At 70.2% G+C, this 13848-nt stretch carries 17 protein-coding genes and 2 pseudogenes; 12 read left to right on the top strand and 7 right to left on the bottom strand.

The annotated features are described in order from the left end of the window. Window position 1: 1 nt before the first annotated feature. Window positions 2–799: an SAM-dependent methyltransferase gene (locus tag ACZ5U5_RS01080; protein ID WP_469014754.1), complete on the top strand. Its 798-nt coding sequence runs from the start codon at window positions 2–4 to the stop codon at window positions 797–799. Between the two features lie 29 nt (window positions 800–828). Here the strand turns inward: ACZ5U5_RS01080 and ACZ5U5_RS01075 are convergent, their stop codons facing one another. Next, window positions 829–1356 carry a transglycosylase SLT domain-containing protein gene (locus tag ACZ5U5_RS01075; protein WP_469014753.1) on the bottom strand — a complete coding sequence of 176 codons (528 nt, stop codon included), beginning with the start codon at window positions 1354–1356 and terminating at the stop codon, window positions 829–831. 521 nt (window positions 1357–1877) lie between these two features. Here ACZ5U5_RS01075 and ACZ5U5_RS01070 point away from each other — a divergent pair. The 4 genes and pseudogenes from ACZ5U5_RS01070 (at window position 1878) to ACZ5U5_RS01055 (ending at window position 6666) form a co-directional block, all read left to right on the top strand. Continuing rightward, entirely contained in the window at window positions 1878–3707 is a 1830-nt protein-coding gene (locus ACZ5U5_RS01070) for a thiamine pyrophosphate-requiring protein (protein WP_469014750.1), read from the top strand. 71 nt (window positions 3708–3778) lie between these two features. Continuing rightward, window positions 3779–5568: pseudogene (locus ACZ5U5_RS01065) on the top strand (glycoside hydrolase family 15 protein). Next, a pseudogene (locus ACZ5U5_RS01060) lies at window positions 5565–5903 on the top strand (SDR family NAD(P)-dependent oxidoreductase); the annotation flags it as partial. The pseudogenes ACZ5U5_RS01065 and ACZ5U5_RS01060, both read left to right, overlap by 4 nt. 310 nt (window positions 5904–6213) lie before the next feature. Further along, window positions 6214–6666, top strand: a complete 453-nt coding sequence (locus tag ACZ5U5_RS01055) for an SRPBCC family protein (protein ID WP_469014748.1) — start codon at window positions 6214–6216, stop codon at window positions 6664–6666. Between the two features lie 70 nt (window positions 6667–6736). On the opposite strand, the gene ACZ5U5_RS01050 is transcribed toward ACZ5U5_RS01055, so the two are convergent. From ACZ5U5_RS01050 to ACZ5U5_RS01035, 4 genes are all read right to left on the bottom strand, one after another. Next, entirely contained in the window at window positions 6737–7513 is a 777-nt protein-coding gene (locus ACZ5U5_RS01050) for a metallophosphoesterase family protein (protein WP_469014746.1), read from the bottom strand. Then, the gene (locus ACZ5U5_RS01045) at window positions 7510–7764 is read right to left on the bottom strand and encodes a hypothetical protein (RefSeq protein WP_469014743.1); all 255 of its coding nucleotides are present in this window, start codon (window positions 7762–7764) and stop codon (window positions 7510–7512) included. Before ACZ5U5_RS01045 ends, ACZ5U5_RS01050 begins: the two co-directional genes overlap by 4 nt. Further along, entirely contained in the window at window positions 7761–8516 is a 756-nt protein-coding gene (locus ACZ5U5_RS01040; protein WP_469014742.1) for a hypothetical protein, read from the bottom strand. The genes ACZ5U5_RS01045 and ACZ5U5_RS01040 overlap by 4 nt, the downstream gene beginning before the upstream one ends. A 138-nt stretch (window positions 8517–8654) precedes the next feature. Then, window positions 8655–9464 carry an SDR family oxidoreductase gene (locus tag ACZ5U5_RS01035; RefSeq protein ID WP_469014740.1) on the bottom strand — a complete coding sequence of 270 codons (810 nt, stop codon included), beginning with the start codon at window positions 9462–9464 and terminating at the stop codon, window positions 8655–8657. Between the two features lie 210 nt (window positions 9465–9674). Between ACZ5U5_RS01035 and ACZ5U5_RS01030 the strand changes: the two genes are divergently transcribed. From ACZ5U5_RS01030 to ACZ5U5_RS01020, 3 genes are all read left to right on the top strand, one after another. Further along, entirely contained in the window at window positions 9675–9944 is a 270-nt protein-coding gene (locus ACZ5U5_RS01030) for a DUF6480 family protein (RefSeq protein WP_469014738.1), read from the top strand. Between the two features lie 22 nt (window positions 9945–9966). Beyond that, window positions 9967–10275, top strand: coding sequence for a hypothetical protein (locus tag ACZ5U5_RS01025; RefSeq protein WP_469014736.1), 309 nt, complete (start codon window positions 9967–9969; stop codon window positions 10273–10275). 77 nt (window positions 10276–10352) lie between these two features. Further along, window positions 10353–11378, top strand: a complete 1026-nt coding sequence (locus tag ACZ5U5_RS01020) for a DNA topoisomerase IB (protein WP_469014735.1) — start codon at window positions 10353–10355, stop codon at window positions 11376–11378. Window positions 11379–11407: 29 nt separating this feature from the next. On the opposite strand, the gene ACZ5U5_RS01015 is transcribed toward ACZ5U5_RS01020, so the two are convergent. Both ACZ5U5_RS01015 and ACZ5U5_RS01010 read right to left on the bottom strand, forming a co-directional pair. Beyond that, window positions 11408–11596 (bottom strand): hypothetical protein, encoded by a 189-nt coding sequence (locus ACZ5U5_RS01015; protein WP_363205708.1) that lies wholly within the window; start codon window positions 11594–11596, stop codon window positions 11408–11410. Between the two features lie 76 nt (window positions 11597–11672). Beyond that, window positions 11673–11951 (bottom strand): hypothetical protein, encoded by a 279-nt coding sequence (locus ACZ5U5_RS01010; RefSeq protein WP_469014732.1) that lies wholly within the window; start codon window positions 11949–11951, stop codon window positions 11673–11675. On the opposite strand from ACZ5U5_RS01010, the gene gvpO reads away from it, so the two are divergent. From gvpO to ACZ5U5_RS00990, 4 genes are read left to right on the top strand one after another with little or no spacing between them, the layout of a single operon-like run. Next, window positions 11950–12276, top strand: a complete 327-nt coding sequence (gene gvpO / locus ACZ5U5_RS01005) for a gas vesicle protein GvpO (protein WP_363205704.1) — start codon at window positions 11950–11952, stop codon at window positions 12274–12276. The two genes, ACZ5U5_RS01010 and gvpO, sit on opposite strands and share 2 nt — an antisense overlap. A gap of 39 nt (window positions 12277–12315) precedes the next feature. Next, window positions 12316–12822, top strand: coding sequence for a gas vesicle protein GvpJ (gene gvpJ / locus ACZ5U5_RS01000; protein ID WP_469014731.1), 507 nt, complete (start codon window positions 12316–12318; stop codon window positions 12820–12822). A gap of 2 nt (window positions 12823–12824) precedes the next feature. Next, a complete protein-coding gene (locus ACZ5U5_RS00995) occupies window positions 12825–13598 on the top strand; it encodes a GvpL/GvpF family gas vesicle protein (protein ID WP_469014730.1) in 774 nt (257 codons plus the stop codon). A gap of 1 nt (window position 13599) precedes the next feature. Continuing rightward, on the top strand, window positions 13600–13842 hold the full coding sequence (locus ACZ5U5_RS00990) for a gas vesicle protein GvpG (RefSeq protein WP_365829089.1): 243 nt from the start codon (window positions 13600–13602) through the stop codon (window positions 13840–13842). The last annotated feature ends 6 nt before the right edge of the window (window positions 13843–13848 follow it).

The raw sequence follows: 13848 nt of genomic DNA, 5'->3' as shown, positions 1-13848 counted from the left end.
AATGAGCAGTGAACCGGCAGACATCCACAAGATAGACACCTCCCTTCCGCACAGCGCGCGCGTATGGAACTACTGGCTCGGCGGCAAGGACCACTACGAATCCGACCAGCGGGCCGGTGACGCCTACAAGGAGAAGTTCCCGCTGATCGTGCCGATGGCGCAGGAGTCACGCGACGTACTGCGTCGCTCGGTGACCTGGATGGCGCGGCAAGGCATCAAGCAGTTTCTCGACGTGGGCGCCGGACTGCCCACGGCCAACAACACCCACGAGATCGCCCAGCGCATAGCGAGGGACAGCCGGGTGGTGTACGTGGACCACGACCCGATTGTTCTGATGCACGTCGACACGCTTTTGCGGAGCACACCTGAAGGCGCAACGGATTATGTGCTGGCAGACATGCGCGACACCGAGACGATTCTCGAGGGTGCGGCGAGAACGCTCGACATGTCCCAGCCCATCGGCCTTGTGATCAATGATGTGCTGGGTCATATAGACCCCTGGGAAGACGTGCTGACTTTGGTGCGCGGTCTGGTGGCGGGACTTCCGTCCGGCAGTTATGCCTCGCTGAGTCACTCGGATGCGGACGACGAACTGCACCGCAGTGTGCAGGAGGAGTACAACAACTCCGGCGCCATTCCCTATATTCTGCGCAGCCCGGAGCAGACGGTCTCACTCTTCGACGGTCTCGAACTGGTCGACCCCGGCTTTGTTCCCTGGCCGAAGTGGAAGCCGGACGCGGTCATGCCCGGCTCGTTGACCATCCGGGCCGGATGGGTCGGCGTGGCACGAGTGCCGTAAGCCCTTCGCGGTTACGGGAGGCTCGTGGCTCAGTAGGCGGAGTCGACGTTGTCGATCGAGCCGTACTTGTCGGCGGCGTAGTTCGCGGCCGCGGTGATGTTGGCGACGGGGTCGGTCAGGTTATTCGGCGTGCCCTTGACGTGGTACGCGTCGAAGGTGGGCTGGATCACCTGGAGCAGGCCCTTGGAGGGGGTGCCGTTCTGCGCGTTCACGTCCCAGCCGTTCTGGGCGTTCGGGTCACCGGCGGACTCGCGCATGATGTTGCGGTGCAGACCCTCGTAGGAGCCGGGGATGTTCTTGGACTTCATGATGTCCAGGGACTCCTTGATCCAGCCGTCGAGGTTGTTGGCGTACGACTTGTCGCCGGCCTTAGCCTTCGCGACGGCGGCAGGCGCCTTGGCCGCGGCGGTGTGCGGCTCGGCGGCCTGGGCGGGGGAGGGGGCGACGGTGAGCAGAGCGGCCGCGGCTCCGGCGGTGGCGAGGCCCGCGACGGAGAACGAGCGGATACGGGCGATGCGGGCGGTGCTGACTCGGGCGGTGCTGGTGCGCGTCGTCATACGGGAGTGAACCTTTTCCATGGGGGACGTGGGGCGGGGCCGGTGCGTTCAAAAAGGCGAGGTATTCGCGCTGTTCGAGTTCCGGCCCTGCGACGTCGTCCATGGTTAGCGGCGAGGGGAAAGCGGCGCAAGGATGTGACGTACTACCCGGCTACGTAGCCATTTTCGGGATGAGTACGTTCGCTTTCGTTCCACGGCCCTGGAAACGGCTGGGTTTCTACTACCGCCCTTAGCGTGTGATGTGGCCCCTATGGGCGGGCTCACAAGAAAGGGGCGAGTATGCCCGGCCGTGACTCATCTATTCCTGCTTGGTCTGCTGAATTTGCCCACCCGGCATCTGCCAAGCCCTTTCGGAGTCGAATGCCGGGCCCGGGCGCTGCCACTCGTGGCCTTTGACAGGGCCGATCGGGGCAGCGGCCCGAAATCCGACACGTGAACCCGATGACTTCGGGTACCGGGCTCTTGCGCCCGGTTCGTCCCGGTCCTCGCGCGCCCCCGCATCTCCGAGAGGAAGCAACGCCATGGCGACCAAGGTCTCCGACCACGTTCTGCAGCGCCTGCGCGAGTGGGACGTCGACCACGTCTTCTCCTACGCCGGCGACGGGATCAACGGTCTCCTCGCCGCGTGGGGCCGCGCGGACAACAACCCGAAATTCGTGCAGGCCCGGCACGAGGAGATGGCCGCGTTCCAAGCGGTGGGGTACGCGAAGTTCTCCGGAAAGGTCGGCGTCTGCGCCGCCACCTCGGGCCCCGGAGCCATCCACCTCCTGAACGGCCTGTACGACGCGAAACTGGACCACGTACCCGTGGTCGCCATCGTGGGGCAGACCAACCGGAGCGCGATGGGCGGCTCCTACCAGCAGGAGGTCGACCTGCTGAGCCTCTACAAGGACGTCGCGTCCGACTTCTGCGAGATGGTGACGGTCCCCGAGCAGTTGCCCAACGTGATCGACCGGGCCATGCGCACGGCGTACGCCAAGCGGACGGTCACCGCGGTGATCATCCCGGCGGACGTCCAGGAGCTGGAGTACACGCCCCCGACGCACGCGTTCAAGATGGTCCCCTCCAGCCTCGGGCTGAGCAGCTACGCCCCGATGCCCGCCGCAGAGGACGTGGAGCGGGCCGCCGAGGTGCTCAATGCCGGGGAGAAGGTCGCCGTCCTGGTCGGCCAGGGTGCCCGCGGCGCCCGCGCCGAGGTCGAGCGGCTCGCGGACCTGCTGGGCGCCGGAGTGGCCAAGGCGCTGCTCGGCAAGGACGCCTTCCCCGACGATCTGCCGTACGTGACCGGTTCCATCGGCCTGCTGGGCACGCGGCCCTCGTACGAGATGATGCAGGACTGCGACACCCTCCTGGTGATCGGCTCCAGCTTCCCGTACAGCCAGTTCCTGCCGGAGTTCGACCAGGCCCGCGCGGTGCAGATCGACATCGACCCCTTCATGATCGGTCTGCGCTATCCGTTCGAGGTCAACCTCGTCGGAGACGCGCGCACGACCCTCGACGCCCTCATCCCGCGCCTGAAGCGCAAGAAGCACGGCGCCTGGCGCAAGAAGATCGAGAAGGACACCGCCCGGTGGTGGGAGGTCATGCAGCGGCGCGCTGCGGTGGAGGCTGACCCGGTCAACCCCGAGTACGTCGTGCACGCCCTGGACGCCCTGCTGCCGAACGACGTGATGCTCGCCGCCGACTCCGGTTCGGCCGCGAACTGGTACGCGCGCCACCTGCGCATGCGCGGCGAGATGCGCGGCTCGCTGTCCGGCACGCTCGCCACGATGGGCCCCGGCGTGCCGTACGTCATCGGTGCGAAGTTCGCCCATCCCGACCGGCCCGCCATCGCGATCGTCGGGGACGGCGCGATGCAGATGAACGGCCTGGCCGAACTCATCACCGTCGCCAAGTACTGGCAGGAGTGGCAGGACCCGCGGCTGATCGTCGCCGTCCTGAACAACCAGGACCTCAACCAGGTCACCTGGGAGATGCGCGCCATGTCCGGCGCTCCGCAGTTCCTGCCCTCGCAGGCGCTGCCCGACGTCCCGTACGCCGACTTCGCCCGCACGATCGGCCTCGACGGCGTACGCGTGGAGAAGCCGGGCGACGTGGAGGCGGCGTGGCACCGGGCCCTTGGCGCCGACCGGCCGTTCGTCATCGACTTCCGGACCGACCCCGCCGTCCCCCCGATCCCTCCCCACGCCACCCTCGACCAGATCGAGGCGGCGGCCCTGTCGATCCTCAAGGGCGACAGCGACCGGACCGCCGTGGTGCGCCAGGGGTTCAAGGCCAAGGTGCAGGAGATGCTGCCCGGCCGCCGCAAGGAGTCCGATCACCATGGCGAGCAGGGACCGCGGGACAAGTGACCTGACGCGGCGCGGCCGCCGACCCCGCCCGCGGCCGGTGGACGACCGCACGCCGATGCCGAGGGAGGCGCATGACCCGCCCGCACCAGTCGCACGATGACCTGCCCCCGCCGCACGTACTGCGCGAGTACGCGCTGCTCGCCGACGGCGAACGCGGCGCGCTGGTCGGGCCCGGGGGTGACATCGTCTGGATGTGCGCACCGCGCTGGGACTCCGGAGCGGTGTTCTCCGCCCTCATCGGCGGCGCGGGCCACTACACCGTCGCCCCACGCGAGCGCTTCGTCTGGGGCGGCTACTACGAGGACGGCACGCTGATCTGGCGCAGCCGCTGGGTGACCACCACCGGCGTCATCGAATGCCGTGAGGCGCTCGCCTTCCCCGGCGACCCGCGCTGCGCCGTCCTGCTGCGCAGGATCACCGCGGTCGAGGGCGAGGCGCGCGTCACCGTACGCCTCGAACCGCACGCCGACTTCGGCGAAAGCCCGCCCCGGCACGTGCGCCGCACGGACGCGGGCGCGTGGACCGGACACGGCGGCGGCCTGCGCTGGCGCTGGACCGGCGGCGGCGCGGCCCGCCCCGTGCGCGCCGGTCTCCGCACGACGGGCCTGCAAGCCGACCTCGTCCTGCCGCCCGGCGGCCACCACGACCTGGTCCTCGAACTCTCCGACACGGAACTGGGACACCCCGTCGACGCGGACCGGGCGTGGAACGCAACGGAGGACGCCTGGAAGCGTGCGGTGCCCACGCTGCCCGCCTCGCTGGCACCCGAGGACGCCCGGCACTCCCTCGTCGTGCTGCGCGGCCTCACCAGCTCGACGGGCGGCATGGTCGGGGCGGCCACGACCAGCCTCCCCGAGCGGGCCGGGGCGGGGCGCAACTACGACTACCGGTACGTGTGGATCCGCGACCAGTGCTACGCCGGGCAGGCCGCCGCCGTCGCGGGCGACCATGGCCTGACCGACGACGCCGTACGGTTCGTCTCCGCGCGCCTGCTCGCCGACGGGCCCCGCATGGCGCCCGCCTACACCGTCACCGGCGGTCCCGTCCCGGACCAGAAGTGCCTGGAGCTCCCCGGCTATCCGGGAGGCCACGACCTCACCGGCAACTGGGTCAACCAGCAGTTCCAGCTGGACGCGTTCGGCGAGGCGCTGCTGCTGTTCGCCGCCGCGGCCAGGGCCGGCAGGCTCGACGGCGACGGCTGGCGCGCGGCGGACATCGCGGCCGACACCATCGCCCGGCGCCGCGGTGAACCGGACGCGGGGATCTGGGAGTTGCACGACCGCGTCTGGACCCACAGCCGCCTCATCTGCGCCGCGGGGCTGCGCTCCATGGCGCCGTACGCCTCACCGGCCCGCGCCGCCCGGTGGGCCTCGCTCGCCGACACCCTGCTCGCCGAGACATCCGCGACCAGCACACACCCCACCGGACGCTGGCAGCGCGCCACCGACGACCCGGGGCTCGACGGGGCGCTGCTCATCCCGCCGATCCGCGGGGCGCTGCCCGCCGACGACCCGAGAACCGTGCGGACGCTCGACGCCTACCGCGCGCAACTGACCGCGACCACTACGCCTACCGCTTCCGCCACGACGAACGACCCCTCGAAGAAGCCGAGGGCGCCTTCCTGTTGTGCGGCTATGTCATGGCGCTCGCCGAACACCAGCAGGGAAACCACGCGGAGGCCCTGCGCTGGTTCGAGCGCAACCGGGCCGCCTGCGGGCCGCCCGGCCTCTTCACGGAGGAGTACGACATCAGCCAGCGACAGCTCCGCGGCAACGTGCCGCAGGCCTTCGTGCACGCCCTGATGCTCGAGTCCTCCATCCGCCTGGCCACAGCACCCGGATCGGAAGGAAAGCCGTCATGACGAAGACCGTTGTCATCACCGGAGCGAGCGCGGGGATCGGCCGGGCCACCGCCCGCGCGTTCGGGGCGCGCGGCGACGACGTCGTCCTGATCGCCCGGGGCCGGGCCGGACTCGACGCGGCGGCCCGCGAGGTGGAGGAGGCGGGCGGGCGCGCGCTCGTCGTCCCCACGGACGTCGCTGACCACCGGGCGGTCGAGGCGGCGGCCGACGCCGCCATGCAGACCTTCGGCCGCATCGACGTCTGGGTCAACGCCGGGTTCACCTCGGTCTTCGCGCCCTTCACCGACATCACGGCGGAGGAGTACGAACGCGTCACGCAGGTGACCTACTTGGGTTCGTGCACGCGCTGATGCTCGAACCCCCCATCCGCCTGGCCACAGCACCCGGATCGGAAGATCCTTCGACCAGGAATCCCGCGTACGCGACCCACAACTGTGGGCTTCCCGGCATCTGGCGCTCGCCGCCGTCGCGGCGGCGGGTGCCGCGGGCGGGGTGATGGCGCTCGGCGTGCGGCGTCGGGGAAAGCGGTGAGAGAGGTGGGTGTGACGGTGGAGGTCTCGGGCACCCGGGTGGGGAGACAGTGCCGAGCCGCCCGGCCCCAACGCTGAAGGAGGGCCGGGCGAGCAACGAGGAAAGGTGTCATCTGTGTCGCGAGTCGAAGAGTCCATCGCGGTCAATGTGCCGGTCCGCACGGCGTACAACCAGTGGACCCAGTTCGAGACGTTCCCCCAGTTCATGGAAGGCGTGCAGCGGATCGAGCAGCGCACCGACGAACTCACCCACTGGGTGACGAAGATCGACGGTGTGGAGCGGGAGTTCGACGCCACGATCACCGAGCAGATCCCGGACGAGCGCGTGGCGTGGACCACGGTGAAGGGTCAGGCCAAGCAGGCCGGCGTCGTCACTTTTCACCGCCTGGACGACACCCGCACCAAGGTCATGCTGCAGATGGAATACGCCCCCGAGGGCCTGGCCGAGACGGTCGGCGACAAGCTCGGCTTCGTCAAGCGGCAGGTCGCCGGTGACCTGGGACGGTTCAAGCAGTTCATCGAGACGCGTGGCGGCGTGGAGACCGGCGCCTGGCGTGGCCAGGTCTGACCCCGCACCCGACAAGGCTGAGGCCCGGACCACTTGGTCCGGGCCTCAGCCTTGTCGCCGGTGGACGCGCTCAGCCGGACCGCTCGGAAGAAGCCGCGGCTGCTGCGGTCTGTGCCGAATTTCCGTGGCCCGGCAGGTGATACACGTTGAACGCCTTGCGGATGACCGGTTGCGCGACGTTGCGGACCGGTACGCCACCACTGGTCATGCCGTGTTCGGTGCCCGCGTGCGCGTGGCCGTGGACGGCCAGGTCCGCGCCCGCCTCGTCGACCGCCTCCGCCAGGAGATAACTGCCCAGGAACGGAAAGATCTCCAGGGGTTCGCCCGCCAGGGTGTCCGGCACCGGCGCGAAGTGCATGAGCGCGACCCGGGCCTCGCAGTCCTGCTCCGCCAGTTCGTGCAGGGATGTCCGCAGGCCATCGGCGCAGCGGCGGGTGTAGCGGATGAACTCCTTCATCAGGGGTTCACCGAACTCGCTGCCGCTGCGGCCGATGAAGCCGCCACCAAAGCCCTTGGTCCCCGCCACTCCCACGCGTTTGCCGTCCACCTCGACGACCGTGCCCTGCCCCTCGAGCACTTGGACGCCCGCATCGCGCAGGATGGCGGTGACCTCGTCGGGCCGCTCGTCGTGGTGGTCGTGATTGCCGAGCACCGCGACGACCGGCACCGGCAGACCGGTGACCTCCCGGGCCACGACGCGGGCCTCTTCCGGCGTGCCGTGACGGGTGAGGTCCCCCGCGAGGAGCAGCAGGTCCGCACAGTCGGGGAGGGTCTCGAAGGCGGGCCGGAGAACGCCCTGACTGTCGAGGCCCATATGGATGTCCCCCACGGCTGCGACGCGGATCATGCAAGCTCCTCGGGGTGGTCGGGGGCCGATGATTCGGCCACCACGATGTCGAAGTGGACCGTCAGGCCGTCCAGTTCCTCGTTCACGGTGCGCCGCAGTTCGTCGCGGCAGTGCGTCGTGGGCACGGTCCCGGCGACCATCACGGACGGTCCGCGGCTCTCGATGCGGATGCCCAGTTCGCCCAGCTCCTCGGCGGCGAGCCGCTCCTTGAGGTGGGCGATGCGGTAGTCGGCGTGTGCCTGGTCGTTCATCGGTCTCCTCCTTGCGGTGCGAGTCCTTGCGGTGCCTCTCCCTGCGGTGTCTCTCCCTGCGGCGCGATGACCTGGAGGCGCTCCAGCAGGTACAGGAAGGCCGCCGGCATCGGAGCGTCCCCGCAATCCCGGCGGACCGCCTCCCAGTCAATTTTCTCCCGCAGTAGCCGCGCGATCGGCAGAACGGCGCCGAAGTCGCAGTGATGCTCCGAGAAGGCGGCGAGAAGGGCCCGCATCAGGTCCGTAGGCGCGAGAACCGGCATCTGCACGGAGTCCACCGGCAGATCCGAGGCCCGTCCGAGGAGTTCGGCGGTCACCGGCTGGAGGGCCAGCTCGAAGATGAGGTCGATGTCCTGCCCCAGGCACTTGGCCTTGAGTAGCCAGTCCTCCGGCGGTGCGTACACCGTGAGGCCGGCATCGGTCAGGGTCGCCGCGACCGCGTCGGCGTCCTCGGGCTTGATGCAGAAGTCGGCGTCGTGCTGGAGGTTCCCGGTCCCGCCGTGCGCGTGTACGGCGACGCTGCCGGCGAGGGCGAAGTCGTGACCGCCCCTCTTGAGCACGGCTCCCACCTGCTTGGCCGCCTCGAGGATGGCTTGATTGAGGTCCGGGGGTAGTTCCTCGGCGGGGGTGTCGTGGTGTGTTCTCACCCCGATGGGCTCTCCCGTGGCCGACGGCTCGGTGACCGGCATCTGCCGGTCGTCGGCAAGGGGGCCTGGGGTGGCCGGGGTGGCGTCTTCCGCGTTCCGCGTCACCTGCTGCTCCGTTTCCGGACACCGGCTGCTGCACTGATCGCGCAGGTCGGCAGTCTCCGACGATCTCCGATCCAGGCACATCCGATACCCGGTCCGCCGATTTCTATCCGGCCGCTCGCTCCGCCCTCGCCCGGCATCTCAGGGCCGCCGCCACTCATCGCTCCGGAGGTGGGAACCGGCTTGGGGGCCCATCCGCACCATGCCGCCGTCCGCGACCCAGGACGCGCCGGTCACGTACGAGGAGTCGGGCCCGGCGAGGAACGCGATGACGGCGGCGATCTCGCGGGCGTCACCGGGTCGGCCGAGCGGGATGCCGGGGCGGTCCACGTCGTGCACGTCCGTGTCCTCCTGACCGGTCATCGGGGTGGCGATCTCGCCGGGAGCCACGGAGTTGACGGTGATGCCGTGCTCGGCGAGTTCCAGGGCCATCACCTGGGTCAGCAGCCCGAGCCCGCCCTTGGCGGCACAGTAGGGGGCCGCGCCCACGCGGGGCTGGTGCTCGTGCACCGAGGTCACGTTGATGATCCGGCCCGCGTCGCCCTGCCGGATCATGCGGCGCGCGGCGAGCTGGCCGCACAGGAACGGGCCGACGAGGTCGACGTCGAGGACGCGTACGACGTCCTCGTGCCGCAGGTCCAGGAAGGGGGTGCGGGTGCCGGTGCCGGCGTTGTTGACCAGGACGTCGATCCGGCCGAGCCGCTCGGCGAGCTCGTCGACCACCTGCGCGGCATCGGGCAGCCTCGACAGGTCCATCTGGGCGACAGCCGCGCGCCGACCGTGCCCGCGTACCTCATCGGCCGTCCTCTCGGCGCCTTCCTGATCGCTGTGCCAGGTGATCCCGACGTCCATCCCGGCCTCGGCGAGACGGACTGCCGTCGCCCGGCCGATGCCGGAGTCGGCGCCGGTGACCACGGCCGCTCTGGTGGTGGCAGCGGTGCGCTCGGACATGCAACCTCCTCGTGTGCCGGGCCCTGGCGGGTCGACGGACCGTGGGGCGTCGACTCGGGCCGTCGGACGGATCACCGGGCATCCTGCGTCCAGGTTCGGTCATGCACGCTTCCGGGTCTCCTCGAGAACGCGGGGCAACCATCGCGCGGGTGCCCCATGACGGCGGCCGTGGAGAGGTGAGGGTCCGGACGGCGTGGGAACTTGGATCACATGACTCCTCCCCACCAGTCGGATTCGGACCCGGACCCCCGCTCCCCGGATCCGAATCCCGACCCCAGCAAGGCCACGGGCCTTGAACCCGGCGGAAGCGTGCCGCCGGGGGAGACCCCGCCCGCCGAGAGCAGCATGTCGGGGGCAGGGCCCGACGAGACGCACAATCCCTCCAAGGGCTGGTCCAAGGGACCGCTGGCCCTGATCATCGGCCTCGTCGTGCTGGTCGCGGCGTTCTTCCTCGTCTACGCGCTGGTCCTGTTGCTGTGACGCGGAACAGGGACCGGTGAGCATGGCCAGGCGGACGCAGTACGCGGTAGCGGCCTCCGGGCAGTGGCTGGACGAGGAGGAGGGACGCCGACGCCTCCCCGCCGGAGAGGCGCACGCCTGGCAGCAGGGCCGCAACGAGACCGTCTGCGGACTCTCCCTCAACCGGTCGCACCTCACGCGTTTCCCGCACGTGCCCTGGACCGACGCCATCCCCGAGTCCGGCGGCGCGGCCGACCGAGTCCAGCGACTGTGCCCGCGATGCGCCTCCGTTGCCGGGCGCGCGGGGGCCGGGGCCCGGCCCTCGTGGCGCAGGGACAACCCCCGCCCGTGAACACAGAGTCGGGTGGGTCGCTGCGCCGAAAGCCCAATCCAAGGTCTGACGCGGCCCTTTGGGGGCACTCCTGGGTCATGCGCGAGAAGCGGCGGCTGAGGACGAGCCAGGTCGACGGGCCGGGGATCTCCCGCGTCCGTTCGGGACGTGGGTTTCGCTACAAGGACGCTTCGGGACGCCCCGTCACCGACCCCGAGGAGAAGGAGCGCCTGCGGCGGCTCGTCATCCCGCCGGCCTGGCAGGACGTCTGGATCTGCCCCTGGCCCAACGGGCACCTGCAGGCCGTCGGCACCGATGCCGCGGGCAGACGCCAGTACCTGTACCACCCGCAATTCCGCGAGCGTCAGGAGACGGCGAAGCACGACCACGTCCTGGAGGTCGCCCGCGCGCTTCCCGAGGTGCGCGCGCATGTGACGGAGGACCTCGCCCGTCGCGGTCTCTGCCGTGAGCGGGTCCTCGCCTGCGCCGTCCGCCTGCTCGACCTCGGCTTCTTCCGCATCGGCAACGAGTCCTACCGGCGCGACAACGGCACGTACGGACTGACCACCCTGCTCCAGGAGCACGCCTCCTGCCGGGGCGGGGAAGTCTGCCTCACGTACCCGGCGAAGTACTCCAAGACGCAGACACGCGCGCTCGTCGATCCGCCCGCCTGCAAGGTGCTGCGCGCCCTGCTGCGCCGAAACGGCGGTGGCCAACGGCTGTTCGCCTACTGGCAGGGCGGGACCTGGAACGAGCTGAACGCCCCCGAACTCAACGACTACCTGCGTGACCGCGCGGGCAAGGACATCACCGCGAAGGACTTCCGCACCTGGCACGCGACCGTCCTCGCCGCGGTCGCCCTCGCCGTGTCCGCACGGGTCGCCGACGAGTCCCGTACCGCACGCAAGAGCGCCGTCACCCGTGCCGTCCGCGAGGTCAGCGCGTACCTGGGCAACACGCCCGCGGTGTGCCGCGCCTCGTACATCAACCCGCGCGTCATCGAGCTCTTCGACGAAGGCCGCACGATCGCCGGTGCGTTGGAGCAGCTGGGCGACGGCGCCGAATTCGGCCACCCCGCGACCCAGGGGGCCATCGAGGAGGCGGTACTGCGACTGCTGAAATGAGGGGGGGGTGGTGCTGGGGGTGGTGCAGGTCAGGAGTCGGGGTGCGCGGCGTCCTTGAGTTTCCAGCCGTGGCCGGTGCAGCCCGCCGGCGGTGGCGGGAAGCGGTGGCCGTGTACGTCGGTGCTGTAGCCGTGATGCTGCTGGCAGTCGCACTCGTAGATCCCCGAATCCGGGACGATCTCACCAGGGCTGTAGACCTGTTTTTCGCTGTTGCTCATAGGTCCGGTCTAAGCCGACGCCCGCCCTTCTCGCGACTCGGGTCCGCCGGATGGGGCCCGCGCTGACGACAGAGCGTCACCGTGCCGCGATCATTTCTCGCTCCACCGCGAACTGCTGACGCTCGTCGCTCGCCGCCGCGCGATGCGGCGCGGCGGCACTGCGCTCCAGCCGTTGCCGACTGGCGTCGGCCTTGCGGTCCCCGCAGGTGCCGCAGAGCACGAGGAGCCAGGCAGCGGCGCGCCGTACTGCTGATTTTTCCGGCGCCCTTGCAGAGGCCGCCTCATAGCTGCCGCGGCACCTGATCGGACTATCAGCCCGTGCCGTCGAGCGCAGGGCGTTCAAGAGTGGTCGCATGACCGAGCGCTCACGACGCACCCAGGCCGCCCCCCACCGGTCGGCGAAGCGCGCCGACGAGCACGGTGTCCCGGACCTGCGGGAACTGGTCGGCGAGGCATGCCGGACGCTGACCGAACTCATCGGTCACCGCGCTGAAGGTGTGTCGGCCGTCTGCCCGACCGAAAGCGATGGCTGGCGGGTCAGCGTGGATGTGCTGGAGGTGGCTCGCATTCCCGACACCACCAGTCTCCTGGCCACCTACGAGGTGGATCTGGACGCGCACGGACGCCTGACGCAGTACCGCAGAGTCCGCCGCTACCGACGCGGCTGGGCGGACAGCTGAGGCGCACCTTCTGCGCCGTCGAGAGGAGCAGACCCTTTCATGACCACCACCTACAGCGAGGACGTCGTCCCCTGCGCGCCCCGTGCGGGCACGCTCTACGACGTCCTGGAACTCATACTCGACCGCGGCATGGTCATCGACGTCTTCGTGCGGGTCTCGCTGGTCGGCATCGAGATCCTGAAGATCGACGCGAGAATCGTCATCGCGTCCGTCGACACCTACCTCCGCTTCGCCGAGGCATGCAATCGCCTCGACCTCGAACACGATTCCCGCAGCAAGACCGTCCCGGAGCTCTTCGGCGGCGGCGCGGCCACGGCCGTGGGCAAGGCCGGTGCCAGGAAGGCCGCCCGGTCCGTCGGCGACAAGGTCAAGGACACCCTGGGCCTGGACCCGGGCTCCGACGACGACGATGACGACGAAGAGGAGCGCGAGGAGAGCCGCCCGCGCCGCAGCGCATCCTCACGCTCGTCCTCCCGTTCCCGCTCCACATCCCGTGCCGGTCAGCGCCCCCGCGCACGGCGCCGTGACGAAGACGAAGAGGACTGACCGTGCCGACACCCCCCGGCCCCGCTGCCCCGCCCGGCCCGACCGGCCTGTACGTGTACGCCATCACCGCCCCCGAGCACGCCGCACACGCACGGAGCTGCCGTGCCGTCGGCGACGAGAACGCCGTCGTGTCGGTGCTGGGCCAGGACGGCCTTGCCGCCGTCGTGAGCCGGGTGGCGGGGCGTCCGCGTGCACGACGGCGTGACCTCAGCGCCCATCAGGACGTGCTTGCCGAACTCGGTCGGCGGGGTCCCGTCCTGCCCATGCGTTTCGGGGTGATCGCCCGCGACGAGGAGACCGTCCTTGCCGGACTCGACTCCGCCCGTGAGGCCCATCTCGCCGCGCTGACACGGCTGGAGGGCAAGGCCGAGTGGAACCTCAAGGGCGAGTCCGTGCCCGAAGCCCTGCCCGACGTGCTGCGCGAGGACGCCGGCCTGCGCGCGCTCCGCGAGACGACACGGCGGCGTCCGGGGTACGAGGCGAACGTCCGCCTGGGGGAAGCCGTCGCCGGAGCGCTGCAACGCCGGGCGGAGCAGGCCGCCGCCGACGTGCTGGCCGAGCTGCGCCCGCTGGCGGCGGAGACGCGAGAGGGACGCGAGAGCGCCGGAGGGGCCATGAACGTCTCCTTCCTGGTGCCGCGGAACGCCGAGACCGCCTTCCGCAAGGCCGTTGATCTGCTCGCCACCCGCTGCCGGGGACGGATCACGCTGACGCTCACGGGACCCTTGCCCTGCTACAGCTTCGTGAGCGCCGAAGCCGTACCCGCGGGCGTGTGACATGGGACTGATCAGCGGCATCCTGCTGCTCCCGCTGGCACCGATCCGCGGTGTGGGCTGGGTCGCGGACCGGCTGATCGAGGCGGCGGAAACCGAGCTGTACTCACCGGACGCGGTCAGAGCCCGGCTCGCCGCCCTCAACGAAGCCCTGGACCAGGGTGACATCGATCTCGACCAGTTCGAACGCGAAGAAGAGCACTTGCTCGACCTGTTGGAACGTCGTCCTTACCGCCCGGCCTCCTGACGTTGT

The sequence above is a fragment of the Streptomyces sp. NPDC033177 genome (assembly GCF_055577715.1).
Note: the sequence above shows the minus strand (reverse complement) of the source record. Positions and strands in the feature narration are given on the sequence as shown.